This is a genomic window from Pseudomonas monsensis (assembly GCF_014268495.2).
Taxonomy (GTDB): domain Bacteria; phylum Pseudomonadota; class Gammaproteobacteria; order Pseudomonadales; family Pseudomonadaceae; genus Aquipseudomonas; species Aquipseudomonas monsensis.
Window position 1 is genome coordinate 2,194,398 of sequence record NZ_CP077087.1, and the last position, 24,954, is coordinate 2,219,351.

General features: G+C 58.6%; 27 protein-coding genes. 18 read left to right on the forward strand and 9 right to left on the reverse strand.

All coding sequences use genetic code 11. The features are described 5' to 3' along the window. Nucleotides 1–36: 36 nt before the first annotated feature. Together HV782_RS09640 and HV782_RS09645 are read right to left on the reverse strand one after the other, a co-directional pair. Nucleotides 37–1,179, reverse strand: a complete 1,143-nt coding sequence (locus HV782_RS09640; protein WP_186747554.1) for an HNH endonuclease — start codon at nucleotides 1,177–1,179, stop codon at nucleotides 37–39. A gap of 103 nt (nucleotides 1,180–1,282) precedes the next feature. Beyond that, on the reverse strand, nucleotides 1,283–1,939 hold the full coding sequence (locus HV782_RS09645) for a hypothetical protein (protein ID WP_186747556.1): 657 nt from the start codon (nucleotides 1,937–1,939) through the stop codon (nucleotides 1,283–1,285). A gap of 367 nt (nucleotides 1,940–2,306) precedes the next feature. Between HV782_RS09645 and HV782_RS09650 the strand changes: the two genes are divergently transcribed. Beyond that, complete coding sequence (locus tag HV782_RS09650; protein ID WP_127646917.1) at nucleotides 2,307–2,636, forward strand: DHCW motif cupin fold protein; 330 nt, start codon at nucleotides 2,307–2,309, stop codon at nucleotides 2,634–2,636. 434 nt (nucleotides 2,637–3,070) lie between these two features. On the opposite strand, the gene HV782_RS09655 is transcribed toward HV782_RS09650, so the two are convergent. From HV782_RS09655 to HV782_RS09665, 3 genes are all read right to left on the reverse strand, one after another. Next, nucleotides 3,071–3,628: a Smr/MutS family protein gene (locus HV782_RS09655; protein ID WP_123467386.1), complete on the reverse strand. Its 558-nt coding sequence runs from the start codon at nucleotides 3,626–3,628 to the stop codon at nucleotides 3,071–3,073. 73 nt (nucleotides 3,629–3,701) lie between these two features. After that, nucleotides 3,702–4,022 (reverse strand): hypothetical protein, encoded by a 321-nt coding sequence (locus HV782_RS09660; protein WP_003223191.1) that lies wholly within the window; start codon nucleotides 4,020–4,022, stop codon nucleotides 3,702–3,704. Nucleotides 4,023–4,152: 130 nt separating this feature from the next. Continuing rightward, nucleotides 4,153–4,743: a cysteine hydrolase family protein gene (locus tag HV782_RS09665; RefSeq protein ID WP_003223193.1), complete on the reverse strand. Its 591-nt coding sequence runs from the start codon at nucleotides 4,741–4,743 to the stop codon at nucleotides 4,153–4,155. Nucleotides 4,744–4,982: 239 nt separating this feature from the next. Between HV782_RS09665 and prmB the strand changes: the two genes are divergently transcribed. Then, entirely contained in the window at nucleotides 4,983–5,891 is a 909-nt protein-coding gene (gene prmB, locus HV782_RS09670; protein ID WP_123467384.1) for a 50S ribosomal protein L3 N(5)-glutamine methyltransferase, read from the forward strand. A 125-nt stretch (nucleotides 5,892–6,016) separates the two neighbouring features. Here the strand turns inward: prmB and HV782_RS09675 are convergent, their stop codons facing one another. Then, nucleotides 6,017–6,808: a hypothetical protein gene (locus tag HV782_RS09675; RefSeq protein WP_186747558.1), complete on the reverse strand. Its 792-nt coding sequence runs from the start codon at nucleotides 6,806–6,808 to the stop codon at nucleotides 6,017–6,019. Between the two features lie 99 nt (nucleotides 6,809–6,907). Then, the gene (locus HV782_RS09680; RefSeq protein WP_186747560.1) at nucleotides 6,908–7,861 is read right to left on the reverse strand and encodes an alpha/beta hydrolase; all 954 of its coding nucleotides are present in this window, start codon (nucleotides 7,859–7,861) and stop codon (nucleotides 6,908–6,910) included. 130 nt (nucleotides 7,862–7,991) lie between these two features. On the opposite strand from HV782_RS09680, the gene aroC reads away from it, so the two are divergent. From aroC to mtnC, 5 genes are all read left to right on the forward strand, one after another. After that, the gene (aroC, locus tag HV782_RS09685) at nucleotides 7,992–9,083 is read left to right on the forward strand and encodes a chorismate synthase (RefSeq protein WP_003223202.1); all 1,092 of its coding nucleotides are present in this window, start codon (nucleotides 7,992–7,994) and stop codon (nucleotides 9,081–9,083) included. 34 nt (nucleotides 9,084–9,117) lie between these two features. Next, on the forward strand, nucleotides 9,118–10,263 hold the full coding sequence (locus tag HV782_RS09690; protein ID WP_186747562.1) for an MFS transporter: 1,146 nt from the start codon (nucleotides 9,118–9,120) through the stop codon (nucleotides 10,261–10,263). Then, the gene (locus HV782_RS09695) at nucleotides 10,260–10,886 is read left to right on the forward strand and encodes a methylthioribulose 1-phosphate dehydratase (RefSeq protein ID WP_123467377.1); all 627 of its coding nucleotides are present in this window, start codon (nucleotides 10,260–10,262) and stop codon (nucleotides 10,884–10,886) included. The genes HV782_RS09690 and HV782_RS09695 overlap by 4 nt, the downstream gene beginning before the upstream one ends. Nucleotides 10,887–10,977: 91 nt before the next feature. Beyond that, nucleotides 10,978–11,523: a 1,2-dihydroxy-3-keto-5-methylthiopentene dioxygenase gene (locus HV782_RS09700; protein WP_186747564.1), complete on the forward strand. Its 546-nt coding sequence runs from the start codon at nucleotides 10,978–10,980 to the stop codon at nucleotides 11,521–11,523. Between the two features lie 4 nt (nucleotides 11,524–11,527). Next, nucleotides 11,528–12,211: an acireductone synthase gene (gene mtnC, locus HV782_RS09705; protein WP_186747566.1), complete on the forward strand. Its 684-nt coding sequence runs from the start codon at nucleotides 11,528–11,530 to the stop codon at nucleotides 12,209–12,211. 95 nt (nucleotides 12,212–12,306) lie between these two features. Here the strand turns inward: mtnC and HV782_RS09710 are convergent, their stop codons facing one another. Continuing rightward, entirely contained in the window at nucleotides 12,307–12,585 is a 279-nt protein-coding gene (locus tag HV782_RS09710; protein WP_123467373.1) for a DUF3509 domain-containing protein, read from the reverse strand. 388 nt (nucleotides 12,586–12,973) lie between these two features. On the opposite strand from HV782_RS09710, the gene HV782_RS09715 reads away from it, so the two are divergent. From HV782_RS09715 to HV782_RS09760, 10 genes are all read left to right on the forward strand, one after another. Beyond that, nucleotides 12,974–14,812: a long-chain-acyl-CoA synthetase gene (locus HV782_RS09715; RefSeq protein ID WP_186747568.1), complete on the forward strand. Its 1,839-nt coding sequence runs from the start codon at nucleotides 12,974–12,976 to the stop codon at nucleotides 14,810–14,812. Nucleotides 14,813–14,908: 96 nt separating this feature from the next. Further along, the gene (locus tag HV782_RS09720) at nucleotides 14,909–15,427 is read left to right on the forward strand and encodes an ankyrin repeat domain-containing protein (protein ID WP_123467368.1); all 519 of its coding nucleotides are present in this window, start codon (nucleotides 14,909–14,911) and stop codon (nucleotides 15,425–15,427) included. Between the two features lie 196 nt (nucleotides 15,428–15,623). After that, a complete protein-coding gene (locus HV782_RS09725; protein ID WP_186747570.1) occupies nucleotides 15,624–16,154 on the forward strand; it encodes a hypothetical protein in 531 nt (176 codons plus the stop codon). A 71-nt stretch (nucleotides 16,155–16,225) separates the two neighbouring features. Continuing rightward, nucleotides 16,226–16,417, forward strand: a complete 192-nt coding sequence (locus HV782_RS09730; protein ID WP_003223221.1) for a PLDc N-terminal domain-containing protein — start codon at nucleotides 16,226–16,228, stop codon at nucleotides 16,415–16,417. Between the two features lie 237 nt (nucleotides 16,418–16,654). Next, nucleotides 16,655–17,530 carry a polyamine aminopropyltransferase gene (gene speE, locus HV782_RS09735; protein ID WP_123467364.1) on the forward strand — a complete coding sequence of 292 codons (876 nt, stop codon included), beginning with the start codon at nucleotides 16,655–16,657 and terminating at the stop codon, nucleotides 17,528–17,530. A 175-nt stretch (nucleotides 17,531–17,705) separates the two neighbouring features. Next, nucleotides 17,706–17,939 carry a hypothetical protein gene (locus HV782_RS09740; protein WP_123467361.1) on the forward strand — a complete coding sequence of 78 codons (234 nt, stop codon included), beginning with the start codon at nucleotides 17,706–17,708 and terminating at the stop codon, nucleotides 17,937–17,939. Nucleotides 17,940–18,149: 210 nt separating this feature from the next. Beyond that, nucleotides 18,150–18,497 (forward strand): ribonuclease E inhibitor RraB, encoded by a 348-nt coding sequence (locus HV782_RS09745; protein ID WP_003223226.1) that lies wholly within the window; start codon nucleotides 18,150–18,152, stop codon nucleotides 18,495–18,497. Between the two features lie 534 nt (nucleotides 18,498–19,031). Continuing rightward, nucleotides 19,032–20,441 carry a circularly permuted type 2 ATP-grasp protein gene (locus HV782_RS09750; protein ID WP_186747572.1) on the forward strand — a complete coding sequence of 470 codons (1,410 nt, stop codon included), beginning with the start codon at nucleotides 19,032–19,034 and terminating at the stop codon, nucleotides 20,439–20,441. 12 nt (nucleotides 20,442–20,453) lie between these two features. Further along, nucleotides 20,454–21,404 (forward strand): alpha-E domain-containing protein, encoded by a 951-nt coding sequence (locus HV782_RS09755; protein WP_123467356.1) that lies wholly within the window; start codon nucleotides 20,454–20,456, stop codon nucleotides 21,402–21,404. Next, nucleotides 21,401–22,210 carry a transglutaminase family protein gene (locus HV782_RS09760; RefSeq protein WP_123467354.1) on the forward strand — a complete coding sequence of 270 codons (810 nt, stop codon included), beginning with the start codon at nucleotides 21,401–21,403 and terminating at the stop codon, nucleotides 22,208–22,210. Before HV782_RS09755 ends, HV782_RS09760 begins: the two co-directional genes overlap by 4 nt. 114 nt (nucleotides 22,211–22,324) lie before the next feature. Here HV782_RS09760 and HV782_RS09765 read toward each other — a convergent pair whose 3' ends face one another. After that, nucleotides 22,325–23,146: a c-type cytochrome gene (locus tag HV782_RS09765; RefSeq protein ID WP_186747608.1), complete on the reverse strand. Its 822-nt coding sequence runs from the start codon at nucleotides 23,144–23,146 to the stop codon at nucleotides 22,325–22,327. A 586-nt stretch (nucleotides 23,147–23,732) separates the two neighbouring features. On the opposite strand from HV782_RS09765, the gene HV782_RS09770 reads away from it, so the two are divergent. Next, on the forward strand, nucleotides 23,733–24,938 hold the full coding sequence (locus HV782_RS09770; protein WP_123467352.1) for an acetyl-CoA C-acetyltransferase: 1,206 nt from the start codon (nucleotides 23,733–23,735) through the stop codon (nucleotides 24,936–24,938). Nucleotides 24,939–24,954 lie beyond the last annotated feature (16 nt).

A 24,954-nucleotide genomic window follows, 5' to 3' on the forward strand; every position in this document is an offset into this window, starting at 1 on the left:
TACCGAATCGCTTTGCTAGCTTTCTATTTTTAATATTTAACTTTGAAGATCGTCGAAAGTGGGGAGTGTTGCAATATCAAACTCTTTCGAATCAATTTCCAAAAGGGTAGGGATTTTTTTTCCGTCAAATCGGTGGGCCACAAAATCATCTACTGAAAAAGGCCCGGCATAATGACCAAGAGTCTGGCAGATTACATGAACTTCTGAAGCAGCTATCTTTTCCCGCCACAAGCCAGGTGCATCTGATACGGTTATTGTCATGAGTTGCCTACCAAACAAATAAATCAATGCTAGTAATCTATCTGGCTCAGGCAGTATGGTAATTGTGTGTACGCCGGGCCAAGCAAGGTGCCCCCATTCTTCGTCATCGTCCACTGATACTGGTTCGCTAAAAGCGATACCAAAAGATCTTCTTTTGTCTGAATTAATTTCCCACAAAGCATTGCGCAAATTTAAAGCATGAGCGCTATCAATAAATTCATCGCCGAGCCTATTGTATCCGTATGTTAGTGCAAATTTACACAGAAATCTTTGCTCAAAGCCCTGCTGTATTTTGATACTGACTTCGTGTTCTTTTCCCTGCTTGGGCTGAAGTTGAGTTAGGAATTTTTTTTCATAGTTTGTAGGGGGTGAAAAATAATCTGGATCGGCGGGCAGGCTCACGTTTCCAGATATCAATCTTGAAGTCTTGAATTTTTCTCGTACAGAGACAAGAAACATCATATTCCAGAATTCATCTTGATGCTGAGTAAATACGTAAACCTCGCCTCCAGATTTTTTAAGGTTAATTGGGTTTCCTCCAGCGTAGCAATCGTACTTTGGATCTGAGCTTTTCCGCCGATGATAAGCTAGCCCTCCAATTGTTCCTAACCAAAGCTCACACGTGAACTGCTCGTCTAGAAGCAGATTCTTGACATGCCCAAAATATCGAAGAGGTATGACTCTGAGGTTGTCTGGGTCGAAATAGTGTAGGGCAGCCTCTGCCATGTTGTTTTGCCCCAAAAATCCTTTCATCAACGGAGCGTCCACAAAAAGCCCCATTGTCGAATTGCAGTCTCGGCATACACGGCGGGTTTTGAACTCTTCGGAGCATTGTGCTCCGCCTAAGCCTTGGGGGAATATATGCTCTAGCGAGAACTCATGTGCTTGTTTTTCTTTATTGCATGTAATGCATTTCATGAATTAATCTCATGTATTGAATATGGCGACTGTTCATTGCGTCCACTAGACAGTGATGTGCAATAAGTCAGCGCTATTTTTTCTGGCTATTTTCGGCAAAAACTCAGTCGCGAAAGCCTACCAGATTGCGAAATTCGGATACATTTGCCATGTTGCCTTTCAATGCTTGGCCGAGCGGCATGAGTAGCCTGTCCAATTCACCTAGCGTGACACCATCTTTCACTAGCGCAGTGATGCGTTCAATGTATAGATCGTATCCAGCCTTCGTTTTCGATCCACTGATGATAGGCTTCCATGTGCCGTCTCTCTTGACTAATAGGCTGTAGCAGATGTTCGCCTGATCCGGTGTTAGCTTGGCATCTATGGCCCAAAGCGCACGCAGTGCGTGTTGGTCGTAGATTGGGTTTTCAGGGTTCTGAAGATGTTTAGCAAATGCGTAAAAGACAGAGTCAGTGCTCTTCGGCAAACTCGACGGGCTGCTGTAGTAAGCCGCAAAAGACTTGTATATGTTCCATTTGCCCATCTTCCATAGCAAGGCCTCCGCCAGCGACTCGGGTGCCGAAAGTTCCGGGATAGCCCAAGGATAGTCAGAAGGGAGTGCTGGGAACAATTCGGTGTCGTACTTGTAACGATGCTCTGCAAGTTTGTTTGTAGCCGAATAAACCACATTGGCATCAAACGTGCCTTCCTGGATGCACTTTCGCAAAGTGGTAACAATGGTTCCGAGTATTGAGTTGAAATCGTGAGCCAAACGAGCCATGTCTGCAAATCCTTTCGCTAGCTATACAGGTTTATTTCAAGAGTAACCTCTGGAAACGCCTGTCACAATCTTCTAGGTCACTGCTGTAGCGTTTAGCAGCTTTTACTCTTCAGCTATCGACCGGTGACCGGTGGGTCTGCGTCATTCAGTATCGTTCGCAAGTGACTGCTTTTGGCCGTAAGCAGACTTAGGTGGGCGTACGCTATCGGCAAGAGCGGAAGTTTTGGGTCGAGAAATCAAATCCGTTCCCTTTTATCCCAAGGCAGTTTCCCCCTCTCTGTATCCCATAAATGCGGGCCGTCTGTATCTGTCGGCAGCATCGCCCGAATGATACGGTCTGCATTTATTGCATATCGATGAGGCAAAAATGGATCTCACTGCAATCCCATTTGGTATCACCGATTGGTCAACGATAGAGCCGGTGGCGCATGCCGGTCAGACAGGCACAGCCTATTGGCGTACCTGCCAGTTTGGATCAGCGCGTGTGCGGATGGTCGAATACAGCCCTGGATATTTGGCTGATCACTGGTGTTGGAGGGGGCACATACTGTTGTGCCTGGAGGGTCAGTTGCATACAGAACTGGAAGATGGTCGTCAGTTCTCACTGACGCCAGGTATGAGCTATCAGGTAGGCAATAATGCTGAGGGACATCGTTCATTCACCACGATCGGGGCGAAGTTGTTCATTGTGGATTAGTCGTAGGGACGACTTGTAAAACGCCCCCCTCCAATCCGTTGGCAGTTGATGCTCCCGCAATCTGGGACCTGAAATATACCTATACCTGTGCGTACGACTGCTTCTGGCCGAAAGCGAACTTTCTACAAGGTGCACTGATCTGTCTTCGATAAACAAAAAGCCCCCGTATCGTCACTGACGATGAGGGGGCTTTTTCGATGTTTCGTGGACGCAGATCTTGTACCAATTTCCGTACCAGTAACCGTGTATTGGTATGAAATATCAGGTTGCTCTCGGAGCTAACCCTTTGATTTTATTACCCCTGATAACATACCGAACACCTCGACACATCGCGGTGTAATTCTGTTCCAGGGACATGAAACTACCTGTGGGGATTTTCGCAAAGGGCAAGGGTACGGTGGCGGACACAACCCTGCAAGTTCGGTGTGACGGGATTATTCGTCGCGGCCTTCCATCATGGTGCGTTTGAGCATCACATATACCGCGCCGGCACCGCCATGTCTGGCCTGGCACGAGCAGAAACCCAGGACCTGCGCGTGCTGACGCAACCAGGTATTGACGTGGCTTTTGATCATCGGTCGCTTGCCGTCCAGCCGCACAGCCTTGCCGTGGGTGACGCGCACGCAGCGGATTTCGAATTTTGTCGCTTCTGCCAGAAACGCCCAGAGGGTTTCCCGGGCCTTTTCCACGTTCATGCCGTGCAGGTCGAGGCTGCCTTCGAACGGGATCTGCCCGATCTTGAGCTTGCGCATCTGGCTTTCCTGCACCCCGTCGCGGGCCCACATCAACTCGTCTTCAGGACCGACGTCGATCACGAACTGATCGGACAGGCCATCCACGGTAGTGGTGTCGGTGCGCACGGTGGCGGACTGGCGCAGCTTGGCGATCTGGGCGCGGTCAGCCTTGGGTTTGCCGGTGTCGGCGCGGTCGTGCTTGATCGGCTTGACGCCTTGGATCGCACTTTTGAACAGGGAAAAATCGTCGTCTTGCATGTCAGCCTCCGCGAAGGGCGGCCAGTTTACCCAAGTCGAAACAAAACGGCCCGGCAAAAAGCCAGGCCATTGATCAGTCGTGTTTTTTCATCAGGTGCGGGGACATGTTCAGTTCCCGCGATTGCCGGGCGCGACGCCGGCAACGACGCCACAACGCCACGCCGAAATACAGGAACAACAAGCCGACCGCCAGGATGATCGCCGAACCCGTCGGCGTGGCATTCAGGTCGCCGAGGGCCGGTGGGCGCCCCAGCAGGCTGGCGGCCCCGGCCATCGCCAGCAGCACACCGAACGTCGCCAGAATGGCGGCGATCGCTGCGCCAAATCGAAAACGCCAGTTGCTTTGGCCTTTGGGCCGCAAGCGGCGTGCGTCAAATCCATCGGATAACTTCATTCCGACCTTCCTCAATGGGTATCGGCCCTTCGACCGGGAGTTGACCGGGTTGTTCCTGAGGCTAAGGCAATTGAAGCAAATGCGAGGCTTTTGTGGATGAGCGGCGCCGTGAGCCGCTCATCAGCGCAGATCAGATCAGGTCTTGAGTCAGCGCGAGGGTGGCGAAGTTGTCGGCCATGATCGCCATTTCCGCTTCCTGCACCACAGCGGCGCTGAGCACACGGCCCTTGAACGGCAGGTCGCGGGTGGCGCAAGCGTCTTCGACCAGCGTGCAGCGGAACCCCAGGTTCTTCGCCGCACGTACGGTGGTGCTGACGCTGGAGTGGCTCATGAAACCGCAGACGATCAGGTCCAGCGAGCCGAGGTTCTGCAAGCGGTCGAGCAGTTCGGTGCCGTGGAAGGCGCTCGGCAACAGTTTGCCGATGATGGTTTCGTCACCCTGTGGCTCAAGACCGGGGATGAATTCGCCGCGCTCGCCTTGCGGGTCGAACAGGCCACCGACGGTGCCGAGATGACGCACGTGCACGATCGGCCGACCGGCTGCACGGGCCGCAGCGACCAGTTGTTTGATGTTCGCGACGGCCGCGTCCATGCCGCTCAGGGCCAGCGGGCCGCTGAGATACTCTTTCTGGGCATCAATGATGACCACGGTGGCATGGCTCAATGTGGCCGCTGCGTAACCGCGGCCGCTGAGTTGAAACATCGTTTTTGGAACGGACATTCTGGGGCTCCTTGGGGTGGGGCTTTTGCGACATTGTCCTCTGGCTGAGCGGTTCTGTGAATCGCTACCATCGTAGGCACCGTCGTTACTGGCCTGCAGCGTTGTCAAGTTACACGTTCTGTTCAATAGCTGATGTAAAAATCAGAAAACTCCTACCATCGCCCACCTGTGTTTCCTGCGTCGTCGTGGCGCGTTTTGGCTGCTAGAATCGCCAGTCGTTTTTTCTGGAGTTCTGCCCCGTGATCACTTCCCGACTTCGTACCCTGCGCGACCACATCCGTTGGGCCGTCAGCCGCTTCCATGGGGAGGATCTGTTTTTTGGCCATGGCACCGACAATGCCTGGGATGAAGCCCGGCAGCTTGTGCTGGGAGCTTTGCACCTGCCATGGGAAATCGCCGACAGCTACCTCGACTGCGCCCTGGAAGACGACGAACTGGTCAACCTGCAACGCCTGCTCAAGCGCCGTATCGAGGAGCGCATCCCGACGGCTTACCTGCTCGGTGAGGCGTGGTTCTGTGGCATGTCGTTCATCGTTGACGAGCGCGTGTTGATCCCGCGTTCGCCGATTGGCGAGCTGATCGAAAACCGTTTTGCGCCGTGGATCGGCAACGAACCTGCGCGGATTCTCGACCTGTGCACCGGCTCCGGCTGCATCGGCATTGCTTGCGCCTACGAGTTCCAGAACGCGGAAGTGGTACTGGCGGATCTGTCGTTCGAAGCGCTCGAAGTGGCCAATCAGAACATCGAGCGTCACGGCGTCGACGAGCGCGTGTACACCGTGCAGGGCGATGGTTTTGACGGTCTGCCGGGGCAGCGCTTCGACTTGATCGTGTCTAACCCGCCGTACGTTGACGCGGAAGATTTCGCTGACATGCCGGACGAATATCAGCACGAACCGGAGCTGGGCCTGGCCTGCGGTGACGACGGTCTGAACCTGGTGCGACGGATGCTCGCGCAGGCGGCGGATCACTTGACCGAGAAGGGCTTGCTGATCGTTGAGGTGGGCAACAGCCAGGTGCACGTTGAAGCGCTGTATCCGGAAGTCGACTTCGCCTGGCTCGAATTCGAGCGTGGCGGGCATGGCGTGTTCATGCTGACGGCGGAGCAGTGCCGCGACCATCAAGCGCTGTTCGCCTCCCGCGTTTAAGCCTTAAAAGCATCGCGGGCAAGCCCGCTCCCACAGGTTTTTGTGTGTACCGCCATATTCGGGTACGACGCAAAACCTGTGGGAGCGTGGCTTGCCCGCGATGGGAACGCCTCGGTCTCGATCTGTTACCGATGTGTAGCAATCCAGATCAACAATCCCGCCTGAAACACCGCAAACGCCACCAGGCAAGTAATGGTGAAGCGCAGACCAGCGTCTTCACGCTTGAACTTGCTGACTTTCTCTTCCTGCTTCTTCAGCTTCACTTCCTGCTCGGCGAGGTTCTGCTCGGCCTGTTGCAACATCGCCGCCGCTTCAAGAATCTCGACGATCTGCAGCTTTTCGCTGTTCCAGTCACCGAGCAAATCGCCAACCTGCGCGTCCTTGATGCTGCCTTTCAAATGCTGGGCGTCGGCGTACGCCACATCGAAACCGTGCACGCGCAGGAAGTGATCGCGACGCAGGCGGGTGTCTTCGTTCAGCGCGTCCTTGTTGTTCAGGTCCATGCCGTCAACGGTGTAGGTGGGCCAGCGTTTTTTCGCCCAATTGATGCCTTGCGCGGCCATGAAACGGCCGATGCCGCGGTTCAACGGCTCGATCTGCAAGCCGCTGTCCGGGCCGAAGCTCACGCGCTTGGTGGTGTGATTGACCCACACGTCGAGGTGGTTTTGTTCTTTGCGCACACGCTGGCTTGGCAGTTTGATTGCCATGCGCATCAGGCTGTGTTCTTTGCTGTTGCGCTCGGCGTAACCGAATTCGACAAAGCGCAACGGCCGGCCGCCGGTGTGCCGGTCAGTCTGCAGCGGGGCCAGGCGGAGCATCTTGTGGTGCTCGACGCTGACGTCCGCCCATGGCAGCTCAACCGCTGGCGGTGTGTCTTTTTCAGCGGTGGTGTCGGGTGAAGTCGGGGTATCAGTCATAACGGCGAGATCCTGTCCAAGCGCTGCTTGTCGCCAGCCAGTACGCTGGCGACAAAGGCTTATCGGCCGTTTTTTGCAGGACTAGAGGGCAAAAATCCCTTAACGGGTGCGAAGTCCGTCAATAAATTCGATCAGTTTGCCGCCCAGCTCCGCTGCCAGTGGCAAATTCGGATCCTTGTAGGACGCCAATTGCCGCTTCACATCCGCCGGGACGATGCGCATCACGTGGTTCATGCCGTCGATCACCGCCAGCTCGGCGTCGGGTTTGGCGACTTTCAACGCCTGGGCATCGCCCACGCCGACCTGCATGTCGTTGCTGCCCTGAACGATCAGTGCCGGCATCTTCAGCTGCGCAAAAGCCTTGGCCGGGTCCTGCCGGAACAGCGAAATCAGGTACGGCTGCACGCTTGGCCGAAAAATCGGCTGCAGCGGCGCCGGCACGTTGGTATCCGTGTGGCCGCCCTTGAGGCTGTCGAGCAGTTCATTGCTGCGCAGCATCAGCGGAGGCGGCAGGCTGCGGGCCAACTGCTCGCGGATCACCTGATCGACCGGCCGGGCGCTGCCGGACAGGGAAATCAGCGCAGCTGCGTCGGCGCGCGGGGCGGCGAGGGTGGCGATGAGGGCGCCTTCACTGTGACCGAGCAGAATCAGCGGACCAAAACGCGGATCGCTTTTCAGCTTCTGGCTCCAGGCCACGGCATCGTTGACGTAGGCCTCAACCGACAGATTGCGCTCATCCGGCGTGGCCGCCAGGCTGGCGGCCACGCCACGCTTGTCGTAACGCACGCTGGCAATGTTGTGTTTGGCCAGCACCCACGCCAGTCGCTTGAGACTGTCGTTGCGTCCGCCATCGGGGTTGTTTCCGTCACGATCCGTAGGACCCGAGCCAGAAATAATCAGGACAACCGGCACTGGCGTGTCGGACTTTGGCAGCAGCAGCGAACCGAAAAGCTCGCCTGTGCCTGTATCCAAAGTTACCGGGCGCTGTAGGACCGTCGCGTGGGCAAAGCCCGTAATCAGGGTAAGACTCAAGATCAAAACTCGCAGCATCATCACGCCATCATTCGCCAAGGTGCCGGTTGGACTCGCCAGCACCACTAAGGTTCGAGGATGAACTACTCGGTTAGCCTGCGTATACTGGCGCGCATCACGAATTTGGGTTTGATTTCACGGAGCGTCCTGCATGTCCGGCAATACCTACGGCAAGTTGTTCACTGTCACCACCGCGGGCGAAAGCCATGGTCCGGCGTTGGTCGCCATTGTCGACGGCTGCCCGCCGGGCCTGGAGATTTCGCTGGAAGACCTGCAGCGCGACCTCGATCGTCGCAAGCCTGGCACCAGCCGCCACACCACCCAGCGTCAGGAAGCCGACGAAGTCGAAATCCTTTCCGGCGTGTTCGAAGGGCGCACCACCGGTTGCTCGATCGGCCTGCTGATCCGTAACACCGACCAGAAGTCCAAGGACTACTCGGCGATCAAGGATCTGTTCCGCCCGGCTCACGCTGACTACACCTACCACCACAAGTACGGCGAGCGCGACTACCGTGGCGGGGGCCGCAGCTCGGCGCGCGAAACTGCGATGCGCGTGGCAGCGGGTGCGATCGCGAAGAAGTTTCTGGCCACCCAGGGCATCGTCATTCGCGGCTACATGAGCCAGCTCGGCCCGATCGAAATCCCGTTCAAGACCTGGGATTCGGTGGAAGAGAATGCGTTCTTCAGCCCGGATCCGGACAAGGTGCCAGAGCTGGAAGCCTACATGGACCAGTTGCGCCGCGATCAGGACTCGGTGGGGGCGAAGATCACCGTGGTCGCCGAAGGCGTGATGCCGGGCCTCGGCGAGCCGATTTTCGACCGCCTCGACGCCGAACTGGCTCACGCGCTGATGAGCATCAACGCGGTCAAGGGCGTGGAAATCGGCGCCGGTTTCGCCTGTGTCGCCCAGCGCGGCACCGAGCACCGCGATGAGCTGACCCCGGAAGGTTTCCTCAGCAATAACGCTGGCGGCATCCTCGGCGGCATCTCCTCGGGTCAGCCGATCGTCGCGCATCTGGCGTTGAAGCCGACCTCGAGCATCACCACGCCGGGCCGTTCGATCGACATCCACGGCAACCCGGTGGACGTGATCACCAAGGGCCGTCACGACCCGTGCGTCGGTATCCGCGCCACGCCGATTGCCGAAGCCATGATGGCCATCGTGCTGATGGACCACTTGCTGCGCCACCGTGGGCAGAACGCCGATGTGCGCGTGAGCACCCCGGTGCTGGGTCAGCTTTGATGGGTGATCTCAAAGCCGCTGCGGCATAACCGGCGTGGCGGCGCTCCCGTACTGGCGGCTGTCCAGTTTCTATCTGTTCTATTTCGCCTTGCTCGGTTCGACAGCGCCGTTCCTGGCGCTGTACTTCGATCATCTCGGTTTCAGCGCTGCACGTATCGGCGAACTGGTCGCCATCCCGATGCTGATGCGCTGTGTGGCGCCGAACATCTGGGGCTGGCTCGGCGATTACACCGGCAAACGCCTGGCTATTGTGCGCTTCGGCGCGGTGTGCACGCTGTTGACGTTTTCGCTGATTTTCGTCAGCAAGACCTACGCCTGGCTGGCGATGGTCATGGCGCTGCATGCGTTCTTCTGGCACGCGGTGTTGCCACAATTCGAAGTCATCACCCTCGCGCACTTGCAGGGGCAGACGTCTCGCTACAGCCAGATTCGTCTGTGGGGTTCAATCGGTTTCATCATCACCGTGGTCGCGCTGGGGCGCTTGTTCGAGTGGCTGAGCCTCGACATCTACCCGGCGGCGCTGGTGCTGATCATGGCCGGCATCGTCCTCAGCAGCCTGTGGGTGCCTAACGCGCAACCGCCGCAAGGCAATCGCCCGAGCGGGGAGGGCTTCCTCAAGCAACTGCGCAATCCTGGCGTGCTGGCGTTCTACGGCTGCGTCGCGCTGATGCAGTTGAGCCATGGGCCTTATTACACCTTTCTGACCCTGCACCTTGAACGGCTCGGTTACAGCCGTGGCGTGATCGGCATGCTCTGGGCCGTGGGCGTGGTCGCCGAAGTGCCGATGTTCATGTTCATGAGCCGGATTCTCGCGCGGTTTTCCCTGCGCCGGGTGCTGATGGCGAGTTTTCTGCTGGCGGCGCTGCGCTGGTTGCTGCTGGGTTCGTTCGCCGAATTTCTCTGGGTGCTGTTGTTCGCGCAGGTGTTGCACGCGGCGACCTTCGGCAGCTTTCATGCGGCTGCCATCGCGTTCGTGCAACGTAGCTTCGGTGCGCGCCAGCAAGGGCAGGGCCAGGCGCTGTATGCAGCGCTGGCCGGCACCGGCGGTGCAATGGGGGCGTTGTATTCCGGCTACAGCTGGAACGTCCTCGGCGCGACATTAACCTTTAGTATCGCCAGCCTCGCGGCGCTCGCTGCTGCCGTTATCATTGCCATACGAATGCAAGAGGACAGGTCATGAGCCTTACGCGTGAACAGCTCGCCCGGCAAATCGTCGATGCCGGGCGTTTTCTTTATGGTCGCGGCTGGTCGCCAGCCACCAGCAGCAATTATTCGACGCGCCTGTCGCCGAGCGAAGCCTTGCTGACCGTATCCGGCAAGCACAAGGGCCAGTTGGGGCTGGACGACGTGCTGGCCACCGATCTGTCCGGCAACAGTCTGGAACCGGGCAAACAGCCGTCCGCTGAAACCTTGCTGCACACCCAGCTCTACAGCTGGCGCGCGGAGATCGGCGCCGTATTGCACACCCACTCGGTGAACGCCACCGTGCTGTCGCGCCTGACGCCGCAAGACTTCATCGAGTTCGAAGACTACGAACTGCAAAAAGCCTTCAGCGGCATTTCGACCCACGAATCCCGGCTGCGCGTGCCGATTTTCGACAACGATCAGGACATTGCGCGCCTCGCCGCCAAGGTGCAGCCTTGGCTCGACGCCCATCCCGATTGCGTCGGTTACCTGATTCGCGGCCACGGCCTCTACACCTGGGGCGCGCAGATGAGCGACGCGCTGCGGCAGATCGAGGCCTTTGAATTCCTGTTTGAATGCGAGTTGAAAACCCGCAGCGTCATGAACCGCCAAGGCTGACTTCACCAGAAGCAGCCCTTCGCCTGATGAAATGCACTGCCCGACCGGTCTGCAAGAACCGGACGGCAAGGCCGATACCGAGGAATTGCCCATGAGCAGCCTGTCCGTCTATCACGTTTCCAGCCCTGACCTTCCGAACAAGGTGCTGACCCATTTCGAAGACATCGCCTCGACGCTCGCCGAGCAGGGCGTGCGTTTCGACCGCTGGCAAGCGGCGGCGAAAATCCAGCCGGGGGCGACCGAGGAAGAAGTGATCAGCGCCTATCGGGAACAGATCGACAAACTGATGACCGAGCGCGGTTACATCACCGTCGACGTGATCAGCCTCAACAGCGATCACCCGCAAAAAGCCGAACTGCGCGCCAGGTTCCTTGAAGAACATCGCCACGGCGAAGACGAAGTGCGTTTTTTCGTCGCTGGCCGTGGACTGTTTACGTTGCACATCGACGATTACGTCTACGCCGTCCTGTGCGAAAAGAACGATCTGATCTCGGTGCCGGCGGGTACCCGACATTGGTTCGACATGGGCGAGCACCCGCATTTCGTGGCGATTCGCCTGTTCAACAACCCGGAAGGCTGGGTAGCGAATTTCACTGGTGAAGACATCGCCGGGCGCTTCCCGCGCCTGGAGGATTGAACCGATGTCGATCAAAGCCATCCTTACCGACATCGAAGGCACCACCAGTGCGGTGAGTTTTGTGTTCGACGTGCTGTTTCCGTACGCGGCCCGGCACCTGCCGGACTTTGTGCGGCAGAACGCCGGGCGCGCCGATGTCGCCGAGCAGATCACCGCCGTGCGCCGTGACAGCAACGAGCCAGAGGCCGATGTTGAACGGGTGATTGAAATTCTCTTGAGCTGGATCGCCGAAGACCGCAAGGCCACGCCACTCAAAGCGTTGCAGGGCATGGTCTGGGCGCAGGGTTATCAGGCCGGGCAGTTGAAGGGCCACGTTTACCCGGATGCCGTTGAAGCACTTCAACGATGGCACGCGGCGGGCTATCAACTGTTCGTGTATTCGTCCGGCTCGGTCCAGGCGCAGAAACTGATTTTCGGCTGCTCGGAGGCGGGCGACCTCACGCCGCTGTTCAGTGGCTACTTCGACACCACCTCGGGGCCCAAGCGCGAGGCGCAGTCCTACACGAATATTCAACAGGCGATTGGCGTTGAACCGGGGGAGATTCTGTTCCTGTCTGACATCGTCCAGGAGCTCGACGCTGCTCAAGCGGCCGGTTTGCAGACCTGCGGCCTGGCCCGCGAGGGAGGGGAGCTGGAAGGACACGTCTCAGTCGACAGCTTCACCGGCATCGAACCGGAAGCCTTCTGAGCACGCAGCGCTCCCACAGGTTTTTTGCATCGAGCACAAAAACAGGCCGGGCAGTGAAAGCTGCCCGGCCTGTTTTGTTTAATGCGTTTGAATGTTTACAGCGAGTGATACGTCGGCAGGGCGAAACGCTGCTGGCTCTGCAGCATGGCAATTTGCGGCAGTTCGCTGGCCTGTTCCGCCAGATCGCGGCGAATGGCACTGATGGCCCAAGACAGTTGGTCGGCGTTATGCATTTGCTGATAGGTGAGTGCGCGTTTGAACACTTTGCCGTCGTTGCTGCGCAGGGTCAGCAGAATCCCGCCATCGGGACGTGGCGCGGTGGCGACTTCGAAGTTGGAGAACAGCGAGGAAAATTTTTCTTGGATCAGGCTCATGTCTTTCAGCTCCGTATGCACTTGAATGGCAAGCATGCAGACGAGGTTGCAGTGATTGTGCCAGTATTTATAAAAATAAAATCCTTTATAAATCAGTAGTTTATAAATAATAAAATTTCCTGGCGTCGTGCAATCTGCATGAATGGCCATCGTGCATCCTGCATTTTGCGGGATCTTGCACGATCCAATGGAACCAATCGGGTGTACCAGGATCACGGCCGTCTCTTTCGCGGTTGCGGATACAAAACATTGCAAAAACCGCGTGTACAGCCCGAGAAGCGCTGACGTATTTTCAGCCTCGACCCTCGTTCGAATGCGGCGGTCAGAGCAAGCGATTGCCCGACAATAAAAATACCGGCCAGCGCCAAAGGCCGAACGGGGAGCTTCCATGCGTCACGCGCCAAGCGACACGATTACCTGGAGCATGATGCTCCGCAAACTGCCAATGATCGCCAAGGCCATCCCGCGGGTGGTCAAGGGCATGAAGGCGGCCAACGTCACGGACCCGACCCAAAGCTGTGGCCTGGGCTGGACGTTCGAACAAGCGACCCTGCGCAATCCCGAAGGCCCGGCGTTAATGCAGGGCGACGTGCTGCTGACCTACACCCAGGTCAACCAGTGGGCCAACCGCATCGCCGATTATCTGAGCGGGCAGGGCATTGGCAAGGGCGACGTGGTGGCGGTGTTCATCGACAACCGCCCGGAATTGCTGGTGACCATTCTTGCCCTGGCCAAGGTCGGTGCCGTCAGCGCGTTGCTCAATACCTCGCAAACCCGCGACACGCTGATTCATAGCGTGAATCTGGTGACGCCGGTGGCGATTGTCGTCGGCGAGGAGTTGCTGCCGGCGTTCGCCGCCATACGCGCACAGGTATCAATCGCCGCGCATCGCACCTGGTTTGTCGCGGATCAGGACACCTACAGCCATCCGGGTATTGCGCCCGAAGGGTACGTCAATCTGATCAGCGCCAGTGCTGACGCCTCCAGCGTCAATCCGCCGAGCAGCCAGCAAGTGTTCTACGACGACCCGTGTTTCTATATCTACACCTCCGGCACCACCGGTTTGCCCAAGGCCGGAGTGTTCAAACACGGGCGCTGGATGCGCAGTTCGGCCAGTTTCGGCATGATCGCGCTCAACATGCAGCCCGACGACGTGGTGTATTGCACACTGCCGCTGTACCACGCCACCGGCCTCTGCGTGTGCTGGGGCTCGGCAATCAATGGCGCTTCGGGCTTCGCGATCCGGCGCAAATTCAGCGCCAGCCAGTTCTGGAACGATGTGCGCCGTTATCGGGCTACCACCCTTGGCTACGTCGGCGAGTTGTGCCGTTATCTGGTCGATCAACCGCCCAGCGACGATGACAGTCGCCACGACGTGCGCAAGATGATCGGCAACGGCTTGCGCCCCGGGGCGTGGGCCGAGTTCAAGACACGTTTCGCCGTTGAGCATATCTGCGAGCTGTACGCCGCGAGCGATGGCAATATCGGCTTCACCAACATCCTCAACTTCGACAACACCATCGGCTTCTCGCTGATGGCCTGGGAGTTGGTAGCCTACGATCATGACAGCGGCGAGCCGCTGCGCAGCGACGACGGTTTCATGCGCAAGGTCGGCAAGGGCGAGCAGGGCCTGCTGTTGGCGCGCATCGACGAAAAAGCGCCACTGGATGGCTACACCGATCCGCAGAAGACCGCCAGGGTTGTGCTGCACGATGTCTTCAGCAAGGGTGATCGTTTTTTCAACACCGGCGATCTTTTGCGCAATATCGGTTTTGGTCATGCACAGTTTGTCGATCGTCTGGGCGACACCTATCGCTGGAAAGGTGAAAACGTCTCGACCACCGAAGTGGAAAACCTGCTGCTGCAACATCCGCACATTTCCGAGGCCGTGGCCTATGGCGTGGAAATCCGCAACACCAACGGTCGCGCCGGCATGGCTGCGATTACCCCGGCAGAATCCCTCGCCACCCTGGATTTCGCCGAGTTACTGACGTTTGCCCGTCAGCGCATGCCGGCCTACGCGGTACCGTTGTTCCTGCGGGTGAAGGTGAAAATGGAAACCACCGGCACGTTCAAGTACCAGAAAACCCGCCTGAAAAATGAAGGCTTCGATCCCGGCCAGACGGGCGATGATCCGGTTTTTGCCTGGCTGCCCGGCACCGATACCTATGTGCAGGTCACCGATGAAGTGTTGGCTGGAATTCATCAGGGCAAATACCGCTATTGATTCTGGCTATAGGTAATCTTGAGAAAAAGGGGGTGACAGGCTTCGTCACGCTCGGGAAACTGTCGCCTTTCTGATTGACCGAAAGTGGAGTTGCCCATGTCTGACCAAAGCCGCCAGATGACCCCAGAAGAAGCTGCCGAATTTACCGAGCAGGTTTTCAACAAGGCGCGCGAAGGTGACGCGCTGATGCTTGATCGACTGATCGGCGCGGGTTTGCCGGTGAACCTGAAAAACAGCAAGGGCGACACCTTGCTGATGCTGGCCAGTTACTACGGCCATATCGAGGCGGTGCAGGTGCTGCTGAAACACAAGGCCGATCCGGAACTGCGCAATGGCAACGGCCAGAGCCCGATTGCCGGTGCGGCGTTCAAGGGCGATCTGGCGGTGGTCAAGGCGTTGGTCGAGGCGGGTGCCGAGATTGAAGGTTCGTCCTTTGATGGCCGGACTGCGCTGATGATGGCCGCGATGTTCAACCGTGTTGAAATCGTTGATTACCTGATCGGCAAAGGCGCCGATCCGAAAGCCAAGGATGCCAATGGCATCACCGCCCTGGATGCCGCCCGGACCATGGGCGCGGTCGACACCACGGCGCAGCTGGAAAAACTGCTGGCCTGAGGACAGTCGAGACTCGGTGGCGAGGGCGCTTGCTCCCGCTCCGGTGCGCAGCGCTGGCAAACAGGGTGAGCCCACTGTTTTTTCGGCTGCTCTGCACCCCAGCGAGAGCGAGCTCCTTCGTCACAGGTGTCGGGTACGCTAAAGAATGCGCTATCCTTCGCGCCCTCAAATTTCTCCTTCCACAGGATCCGCCTCCATGAAAGCCGCGCTCGTTGAACTCATCAGCAAAATCAGCTCCGGCTGCATGGGCGAGGACGAGATCCTGAACGTCGCCGACGAAGCCGCTCAGGCCTACGCCGATGCCGACGCTTTTCTGGCCGCCAACCCGGACATCAACTACGACGACACTTTCCCGATTCCACTAGGCGAGTGGGTAGTGGTCGGCAGCCTGCCGGAGACCGTGCTGTTCCAGGCCGACACCTATGTCGACCTGTTCGCGCAGATCGTTGCGTCGTTCGGCCCGGGTGTGGACTTCAGCCTCAAGCCCAAGCAACTGGCCAAGACCGAAGCGTTGACCGCACTCAATCGCATCCAGGTGCAGATGAGCAGCCTGAACAAGGAGAACGGCGGGTACACGCTGATGAACTTCAGCCAGTTGCTCGACGACGAGCTGCAAGTGGTGCTGGTCTACGGCAACGACGTGCCTCGGGTGCTGGAGTTGTGTGCCGAGGTTGGCATTGCTGCCGCGCCGTCACTGGAAGCCTTGAAAGTCGCCATTCACGTTTGAACGCAATAAAAGGGAACCCTGCGCGCGACCGTCTATCCTAAAAGTGCATGCCACTATTCTGGAGCGACACCATGGGTTCCACGTTCAACGGTCTGATCGGCCTGATCATTCTTGCCCTCGACATCTGGGCCATCATCAACGTGCTGAAAAGCGGCGCCGAGACCGGGATGAAAATCCTCTGGGTTCTGCTGATCATCCTCCTGCCGGTGCTGGGCCTGATCATCTGGGCCATAGCCGGGCCACGAGGCAACGTGCGGATCTAGCCACAACGTTGAAATCACCCCAGAACCTGTGGGAGCTGGCTGGCCAGCGATAGCATCGCAGCGGTGTCACGCAGAGACCGTGTTGACTGCATCGCTGGCAAGCCAGCTCCCACAAGGTTATGCAGATTGCCGATCAGCCGAGGTTCGACCTGTCATCTTTGGCAACGTAAAATGCGCGCCTTTCCCGGGCAATCGTCAGCATGATGGGCGCCTGCGCATTCCTCGGAGCACCTGACCATGACCGTCACCAAGACCAGCGAATACCTGGAAACCCTCTATGAAGGTTATGGCCAGCGTTTTCGCATGGAAAAACTCCTGCACGAAGTGCGCACCGAACATCAGCACCTGGTGATTTTCCAGAACCCGCGCATGGGCCGGGTGATGGCGCTGGACGGCGTGATCCAGACCACCGAAGCCGACGAATTCATCTACCACGAAATGCTCACCCACGTACCGATCCTCGCCCACGGCACCGCCAGGCGCGTGCTGATCATCGGCGGCGGCGACGGCGGCATGTTGCGCGAAGTGACCCGACATGCCAGCGTCGAGCACATCACCATGGTCGAGATCGACGGCACCGTGGTCGACATGTGCAAAACGTTCCTGCCGGACCACTCCAAAGGCGCTTACGACGATCCACGGCTGAACCTGGTGATCGACGACGGTATGCGTTTCGTCGCCACCACCACGGAAAAATTCGACGTGATCATCTCGGACTCCACCGACCCGATTGGTCCGGGCGAAGTGCTGTTCTCGGAGAATTTCTACCAGGCCTGCCACCGTTGCCTGAACGAGGGCGGCATCCTGGTGACCCAGAACGGCACGCCGTTCATGCAGATCGACGAAGTGAAAACCACCGCCGGTCGCCTGCGCAGCCTGTTTCCGGACTGGCATTTCTATCAGGCCGCCGTGCCGACCTACATCGGCGGTTCAATGACCTTCGCCTGGGGCTCGACCAACCCGGCCTACCGCAGGTTGAGCCGTGAAACCCTGCAACAGCGCTTCATTGGCAGCGGCATCGTCACTCGTTACTACAACCCGGAAATCCACATCGGCGCGTTCGCCTTGCCGCAGTACGTGCTGCAGGCGATCAACAAGCCAAGCAACGACTGACTGAGTGAAGGGATTGTCTGTGGCGAGGGGATAAGTCCCCTCGGCCCAAAAGTTTTCCAACCCCCAACGTGATGTTTTTTTCATGTTCGGCAGATGTATTCCTTTTGAACGATCAATCTCGCGAAAAGTCGAGATAGAAGTAAGCCCATTTACGGGTTTGATCGAGGAGGCACCGATGCAAAAGTGGAAAGTCACTTTCGTGGACGATCATGGTGAAATTGTCGATGAGGTGTTCGAGCAGGCAGAATGCCCCAGTGATGACGAGGCCGCTCGAATGGTCAAGGCGCGGTTGCTTCCTGTCGCCGCCGAACTGGATCTGAACGATCTGGAAGGGCGTACCGCCGATGCTGGTGTCAAAAGCCTGAAAAGCCAGAACAGCATCGAAATCCGTAGCATCACGCCAATCTGAAATTCTTCTTGTCACCTGAAGCACCAGGCCTTGGCAGCGGCTCTATCTTGGGGCTACTCTGCAAGCGAGATCAGCGAACGGATCGCTAAGGTCTGGTCTTGTCAGCTACATGCTTGTTTCCCGCGTGCAACCACGTTGCCGCAGTACTTTGGCCAGAGGCCCGGGGCGGGAATACGGAAAGTCTATCCATCTATCTGAGGGGGACGATTCATGAGCACAGCCTATCAAGAAGACATCAGCAGCAATGTTCTGCGCCGCATGAAAGAAGGCGGGTTCGATTTTTCCCGTTTTCATCCCATCGAGTTCTACGCCATTTTCCCGGACGAGGAGCGGGCGCGCAGGGCGGCAGGCAAGTTTCGCGGTGAATCCATCAATGCTCAGGTCAGTGCGCGCGACGATGGCGCCTGGTCGCTGGAATTGAGCAAAGTGATGTATGCAACGTATGACGACATTGGCGATTTCGAGCAGGGTTTCTCTGCCGTGGTCGAGCCGCTGGGCGGCATCATCGAAGGCTGGGGCGTCAAGCAGGAGGTGCGCAACCGCTATCGTCTGAACTGATCTCCGGTTACAGGTATCGGGCAACGGCTGACCTTCGGGTCGGCCGTTGTCGTTTCCAGAGATCAAAAGATCACAGCCTTCGGCAGCTCCTGCAACAGTCACCCGCAGGAACGGCCAAAGGCTTTGATCTTTTGCTTTTACTTTCAAAACATTTCAAGCGGGCAAAAAAAAGCCACCGCAGAGGGTGGCTGAAAGGGAAGACCGATAAGCCGGGGAAACCGGTCAGGGTTAAGGCCTGCGGGACTGCGGTCACAGTCCGGATTGGTTGGGCTGAACATTTCACCAGGGAAATTGTGCAGCGGATGCGCGGATTATCCGCAGCCGGCACCGGGCAGTGAAATCAACTCTGACTATGCTGGTGATAGGCGCTGCAATGCGTCGCAATGAAGCGGGGGCAATCAGGTTGGGGCATTTGCCGCACAGGAATGGTGCGGTGCCTGCGGCGTCATTATCCAACCGATTGAAATCAAAGCGTTTATGCCGATGGCACGGGCCTTGCGAAGGCCTGTAGGTCCGGGTGACAAGGAGTACGGCATGATCCGCACCTATTTTGATGAAATGTACGATGCCGGCGGCCTGGTTCGCCCGCATTACCGGGAGTTCGCGCGCTGGCTGGCCGACACGCCTGACGAGTTGCTGGCACAACGGCGACGCGAGGCTGACTTGCTGTTCCACCGTGCCGGCATCACCTTCACGCTCTACGGGGACGAGCAGGGCACCGAGCGCCTGATTCCTTTCGACACGATTCCGCGCAGCATTCCCGCCAGCGAATGGCGGATTGTCGAGCGCGGGTGTATCCAGCGAGTCAAGGCGCTGAACATGTTTCTCGCCGACCTTTATCACGAGCAGCGCATCATCAAGGCCGGGATCATTCCCGCCGAACAAGTGCTGGCCAACGAGCAATACCAGTTGGCGATGCAAGGGCTGGATCTGCACCGCGATATCTACTCGCACATTTCCGGCGTCGATCTGGTGCGCGATGGCGACGGCACTTACTACGTGCTCGAAGACAACCTGCGGACCCCGAGCGGCGTGAGCTACATGCTCGAAGACCGCAAGATGATGATGCGTCTGTTCCCCGAGCTGTTCGCCGCCCAGCGCATCGCGCCCATCGACCACTATCCGAATCTGTTGCTCGACACCCTGAAAAGCTCCAGCCCCATCGACGACCCGAGCGTGGTGGTGCTGACGCCGGGGCGCTTCAACAGTGCGTTCTTCGAGCATGCGTTTCTGGCGCGGGAGATGGGCGTCGAGCTGGTGGAGGGCGCGGATCTGTTCGTGCGCGACGACAAAGTCTTCATGCGCACCACCGACGGGCCAAAACCGGTGGACGTGATCTACCGTCGCCTCGACGACGCGTTCCTCGATCCGCTGGCGTTCAACCCCGACTCGATGCTCGGTGTACCGGGACTGCTGTCGTCCTATCGCTCCGGCAATGTCGTGCTGGCCAACGCCATCGGTACCGGGGTGGCGGACGATAAATCGGTGTATCCGTTCGTCACTGACATGATCCGTTTTTATCTCGACGAAGAACCGATCCTGAAGAACGTGCCGACCTGGCAATGCCGCAACCCGTCCGAACTGTCCCACGTACTGGCCAATCTGCCGGAGCTGGTGGTCAAGGAAACCCAGGGCTCCGGTGGATACGGAATGCTCGTCGGGCCGGCATCAACGACCGCGGAAATCGACGCGTTCCGCGAGCGGATCAAGGCCAAGCCGCACGCCTACATCGCACAACCGACGCTGTCGCTGTCGACCTGTCCGACCTTTGTCGAAAACGGCATTGCGCCGCGCCATATCGACCTGCGGCCATTTGTCTTGTCCGGTCGCGAAACCCGGGTTGTGCCCGGCGGTTTGACCCGTGTTGCCCTGCGCGAAGGCTCCCTGGTGGTGAATTCCTCCCAGGGCGGCGGAACCAAGGACACCTGGGTGGTCGAGGATTGAAGGAAGCTTGCCATGTTAAGTAGAACTGCCTCGGATCTGTATTGGATGTCGCGTTACCTGGAGCGGGCGGAAAACCTCGCGCGGATGCTCGACGTCAGTTACTCGTTGTCGCTGATGCCGCAGGACGGTCGCGGCGATGGTCTGCACGAATTGGCCATGCCGCTGTTGATCACCGGCACCCTCGACGATTACCTGGAGCGTCACGGCGAACTGCACGCCGAACGCCTGTTGCACTTTTTCGCCCTCGATGCGGCCAACCCGGCAAGTATCTACAGTTGCCTCGGCGCAGCGCGGGCCAGTGCCCATGCGGTGCGTGGGCGCATCACCGCCGACATGTGGGAAAACATCAACGCCACCTGGCTGGAAATTCGCGGGATCGCCGAACAAGGCCTGAGCCGCTATGGCATGAGCCGTTTCTGCGAGTGGATCAAGGAGCGTTCGCACCTGTTCCGTGGTGCGTCCTACGGCACGATCATGCGTAACGATGCGTTTCGCTTTATTCGTCTGGGCACGTTTATCGAGCGCGCCGACAACACGCTGCGCCTGCTCGATGCGCGTTATGAAATGGCCGGGGATCAGGCCGAAGCGGTCAGCGACGGCACCGCCCACGCGTATTACCAGTGGAGTGCATTGCTGCGGGCCTTGTCGTCGTTCGAGGCCTACACCGAAATCTACCGCGATGCCCCCGGCGCCCGGCATGTCGCCGAGTTGCTGCTGCTGCGCGCCGATGTGCCGCGGTCGCTGCGTGCGTGCACCGAGGAGATCGACCAGATCCTCGCGCAATTGCCCGGCGCCAACGGTCGACCGGCGCAACGGCTGGCGGCGGAAATGGACGCACGTCTGCGCTACACCGGCATCAACGAAATTCTCGAGGAAGGCCTGCACGCGTGGCTGACCGAATTCATCCCGCTGGTGCGCCAGTTGGGCAACGCCATTCACAGTTCCTACCTGGAGGCTGCATGAGACTTTCCATTAGCCACGAGACCACCTATCACTACGAAGATCAGGTGCGGGCGAGCATCCAGTACCTGCGGCTGACCCCCCACGACAGCGAGCGCCAGCATGTACTCAGTTGGCAGCTCGACCTGCCGCGTCCGGTGCGTGCGCAACTCGATCCGTTCGGCAACATCCTGCACGTGCTGACCATGGACGAGCCGCATGAAGCGATCATCATCGGCGCGCGAGGGCAGGTCGATATCGACGAATTGCGCGAGGCCGAACATGAGAGTCAGTCGGCGCTGCCGTTCCTGCGTTTTACCCGGTTGACCGAGGCGGACGAGGCATTGCGTGCGTTTGCGGCGAAAACCTGCAAGCAGCGGCGTGATCGCACGGCGCTGATTGATCTGATGCACGGTTTGAATCAACACATGACTTACACGCCGGGCTCCACCGAAGTCGACACGCGGGCTGCGGATGCGTTTGCCGGACGTGCTGGCGTGTGTCAGGACCATACCCACGCGTTTCTGGCCTGTGCGCGCAGTCTCGGGGTGCCATCACGTTATGTGTCGGGTTATCTGTACAGCGAGGATTGCGAGCATCTGGCCAGCCATGCCTGGGCAGAAGCCTGGCTGGATGACGCCTGGTACAGCTTTGACGTGACCAATGAACTGGCGCGCCCTGAGCGTCACCTGAAACTGGCGGTAGGCCTCGATTACCTGGACGCCTGCCCGGTACGCGGGATGCGTCGGGGCGGGGGTTGTGAACAGATGCATGCGAAGGTGTTCGTGTCGCCCACCCCGGCGCCGGTTATCTCCGTGCAACAGCAATAACTGCAATACCGCTATCGCTGGCAAGCCAGTTCTCACAAGATTACCGCGGCTTCAGAGTCGGCGGATAACCTGTGGGGCTTGCCAGCGAAGCGGTCAGTGATAATACCCCATTGCTTATGGCTTAACCTTGCGCCCGGCCATGTGTTGCAAATAGCCGATCAGCAACTGCAGATCCTTCTCTGGCAACACATCTGCCGAAAACCCCGGCATCTTCGCCTGCGGCCATTGGCGCAAACTCTGCGGATCGCGGATATACCGCTTGAGGAAATCCGCGCCGAAGTACTCCGTCGGGTTATACGGAATATTCAGATCCGGCCCGAACTGCGCATCCCCCGCACCGTTCAGGCGGTGACAGGCCAGACAGTTTTTCTGAAACAGGGCGAACCCCTGATTCACCGGGTCATCTGCTTTCAGCTTGGCATCGGGCAACAGCGCCGGAAAGCGCTCCGCCACCGGAGCCATGCGCTTGATGCTCGCCACTTCGAACGGCCACTGCTCCGGGCTGATATGACCGGCCTGCGGATCCGTCCATACCAGATAAAACGGTCCAGCACTGTGCTTGCCCGCCGACAGCGGCGGCCACGGCTGCGCCGGGTCTTCAATGGCCAGCCAGGCCCGTGCACCTTTGCTATTGAGCAACGGCGCGGCCGCCAGCTCGGCGGCAAACCCGTCCAGCGCTACCGCTTGCAGATGATCGTCAGGTTTGATGCCGGTCAGCAGCGCGGCCACGGGCACGGCGCGATAGGTCATGTCCTTTTTGTAGGACACATCGTTTTTGATCGTCAGGGTTTGCACTAGAGGATGCTTGAGCAGCTCCTCGGTCTGCCAGGTGCGGGTGTGGGCGCCCAGTTGCAGATCCAACTGAGCGGCAGACAAGGGCAGGCTCAGCAGCAAGGCCCCGAACGCAATGAGATTCTTCAAATGATCGCCGTCCATGTCGTGGAAGTGCACAAAGGTTGGCACAGCCATGCTGGCCCGGATAGCGGGCCACGCACATTTTTAATGGGCGATGACGGGCGCCGGTCGCTTGATTCAGCCAATGACCTTGGTCAGGTTCGGCAAAATCAGCAACAGCGTCGTGGCGAAAAGAATGAGCCCTGCTTGACGAACTTTTGGTTGTTTGAACATGGCTTGACCGCCTTTATTGTTATTTCCTGATGTTTGCCTGCATATCCATGACGGCAAACGCTGCACTTCCTGTTGAAGAACGTCGGCCTCGGCAAAACCCGACGACCATGACGTACATGTTCTACCTTAGGGCCCGCGTCACGCTTGGCTTAGATCCATTTCATATGAATTTGCTGCCGAATATGCTTAAAAAAGCATGAGGCGTTTTGCCAGCTTCTTTGCCGCCCGCTGGCTAGACAACTCGCGCACCTGAACCGGTTCACCCGTTGTTCAATGACCGTCCGTCTGAGCGTGTGCGTCAACGCCATTGAGCACTGTGGTCATTGAATCCATGAGCGTCCGGGCCAAGAGTGGAGGCACGAGCAATCACTCACCGCACAGGTTCGAGGACGTCATGACCCAGGCTTTGATATTCGATGCGCTGCGCACGCCGCGTGGCAAAGGCAAACCCGATGGCGCTTTGCACAGCGTCAAACCGGTGAATCTGCTGGCCGGTCTGTTGACCGCACTGCAGCAGCGCACGTCGCTCGACACCAGCCAGGTCGATGACGTGGTCATCGGTTGCGTCACGCCGATTGGCGATCAGGGCTCGGACATCGCCAAGACGGCGGTGCAAGTGGCTGATTGGGATGTCAGCGTGGCGGGTGTGCAGATCAACCGCTTCTGCGCCTCGGGACTGGAAGCGGTGAACCTCGGCGCGATGAAAGTGCGCTCGGGGTTCGAAGACCTGGTGGTGGTCGGTGGCGTCGAGTCGATGTCGCGCGTGCCAATGGGCAGTGACGGCGGCGCCTGGGCGCTGGACCCGCAGACCAATCTGCACAGCCACTTTACCCCGCAGGGCGTCGGTGCGGACCTGATCGCCACCCTTGAAGGTTTCAGCCGTCACGACGTCGACGCCTATGCGCTGCATTCGCAACAGAAAGCCGCACGGGCCCGGGCCGATGGTTCGTTCAACAAGTCGTTGGTGCCGGTGCAGGACCAGAACGGCATCATCCTGCTCGATCACGATGAATTCATTCGTGCCGAATCGACCCTTGAAGGGCTGGGCAAACTCAAGCCCAGTTTCGAAATGATCGGCCAGATGGGCTTTGACGCGACGGCACTGCGGGTGTACAGCCATGTCGAGCGCATCAACCATGTTCATACGCCAGGCAACAGTTCCGGAATCGTCGACGGCGCGGCGCTGATGTTGCTTGGCTCCGAGGCCAAGGGCAGGGCGCTGGGCCTGCAACCGCGGGCGCGGATTGTCGCCACGGCCGTCACCAGCACCGATCCGACCATCATGCTCACCGGGCCCGCACCGGCTACGCGCAAGGCATTGGCCAAGGCCGGGCTGCGTGTTGAAGACATCGACCTGTTCGAGGTCAACGAAGCGTTTGCCTCGGTGGTGCTCAAGTTCATCAAGGACATGGCCGTCGATCCGGCCAAGGTCAACGTCAACGGCGGCTCCATCGCCATGGGGCATCCGCTGGGCGCCACCGGTTGCGCGATCCTTGGCACGTTGCTCGATGAACTGGAAGCGCGGCATCTGCGCTATGGCCTGGCGACGCTGTGCGTCGGCGGCGGCATGGGCATTGCCACCATCCTCGAACGCCTCTGAGCCCCGAATTCAAGGA

Bases quoted from the DNA above. Each gene is read 5' to 3' on its own strand.
- HV782_RS09650 (WP_127646917.1), top strand. From the start codon at position 2,307: ATGGATCTCACTGCAATCCCATTTGGTATCACCGATTGGTCAACGATA.
- HV782_RS09765 (WP_186747608.1), bottom strand. From the start codon at position 23,146: ATGGACGGCGATCATTTGAAGAATCTCATTGCGTTCGGGGCCTTGCTG.
- HV782_RS09715 (WP_186747568.1), top strand. From the start codon at position 12,974: ATGCGTCACGCGCCAAGCGACACGATTACCTGGAGCATGATGCTCCGC.
- HV782_RS09760 (WP_123467354.1), top strand. From the start codon at position 21,401: ATGAGACTTTCCATTAGCCACGAGACCACCTATCACTACGAAGATCAG.
- HV782_RS09640 (WP_186747554.1), bottom strand. From the start codon at position 1,179: ATGAAATGCATTACATGCAATAAAGAAAAACAAGCACATGAGTTCTCG.
- HV782_RS09710 (WP_123467373.1), bottom strand. From the start codon at position 12,585: ATGAGCCTGATCCAAGAAAAATTTTCCTCGCTGTTCTCCAACTTCGAA.
- mtnC (WP_186747566.1), top strand. From the start codon at position 11,528: ATGTCGATCAAAGCCATCCTTACCGACATCGAAGGCACCACCAGTGCG.
- HV782_RS09680 (WP_186747560.1), bottom strand. From the start codon at position 7,861: ATGATGCTGCGAGTTTTGATCTTGAGTCTTACCCTGATTACGGGCTTT.
- speE (WP_123467364.1), top strand. From the start codon at position 16,655: ATGACCGTCACCAAGACCAGCGAATACCTGGAAACCCTCTATGAAGGT.
- HV782_RS09770 (WP_123467352.1), top strand. From the start codon at position 23,733: ATGACCCAGGCTTTGATATTCGATGCGCTGCGCACGCCGCGTGGCAAA.
- HV782_RS09720 (WP_123467368.1), top strand. From the start codon at position 14,909: ATGTCTGACCAAAGCCGCCAGATGACCCCAGAAGAAGCTGCCGAATTT.
- HV782_RS09745 (WP_003223226.1), top strand. From the start codon at position 18,150: ATGAGCACAGCCTATCAAGAAGACATCAGCAGCAATGTTCTGCGCCGC.
- HV782_RS09700 (WP_186747564.1), top strand. From the start codon at position 10,978: ATGAGCAGCCTGTCCGTCTATCACGTTTCCAGCCCTGACCTTCCGAAC.
- HV782_RS09755 (WP_123467356.1), top strand. From the start codon at position 20,454: ATGTTAAGTAGAACTGCCTCGGATCTGTATTGGATGTCGCGTTACCTG.
- aroC (WP_003223202.1), top strand. From the start codon at position 7,992: ATGTCCGGCAATACCTACGGCAAGTTGTTCACTGTCACCACCGCGGGC.
- HV782_RS09660 (WP_003223191.1), bottom strand. From the start codon at position 4,022: ATGAAGTTATCCGATGGATTTGACGCACGCCGCTTGCGGCCCAAAGGC.
- HV782_RS09675 (WP_186747558.1), bottom strand. From the start codon at position 6,808: ATGACTGATACCCCGACTTCACCCGACACCACCGCTGAAAAAGACACA.
- HV782_RS09730 (WP_003223221.1), top strand. From the start codon at position 16,226: ATGGGTTCCACGTTCAACGGTCTGATCGGCCTGATCATTCTTGCCCTC.
- HV782_RS09665 (WP_003223193.1), bottom strand. From the start codon at position 4,743: ATGTCCGTTCCAAAAACGATGTTTCAACTCAGCGGCCGCGGTTACGCA.
- HV782_RS09645 (WP_186747556.1), bottom strand. From the start codon at position 1,939: ATGGCTCGTTTGGCTCACGATTTCAACTCAATACTCGGAACCATTGTT.
- HV782_RS09695 (WP_123467377.1), top strand. From the start codon at position 10,260: ATGAGCCTTACGCGTGAACAGCTCGCCCGGCAAATCGTCGATGCCGGG.
- HV782_RS09725 (WP_186747570.1), top strand. From the start codon at position 15,624: ATGAAAGCCGCGCTCGTTGAACTCATCAGCAAAATCAGCTCCGGCTGC.
- HV782_RS09750 (WP_186747572.1), top strand. From the start codon at position 19,032: ATGATCCGCACCTATTTTGATGAAATGTACGATGCCGGCGGCCTGGTT.
- HV782_RS09655 (WP_123467386.1), bottom strand. From the start codon at position 3,628: ATGCAAGACGACGATTTTTCCCTGTTCAAAAGTGCGATCCAAGGCGTC.
- HV782_RS09740 (WP_123467361.1), top strand. From the start codon at position 17,706: ATGCAAAAGTGGAAAGTCACTTTCGTGGACGATCATGGTGAAATTGTC.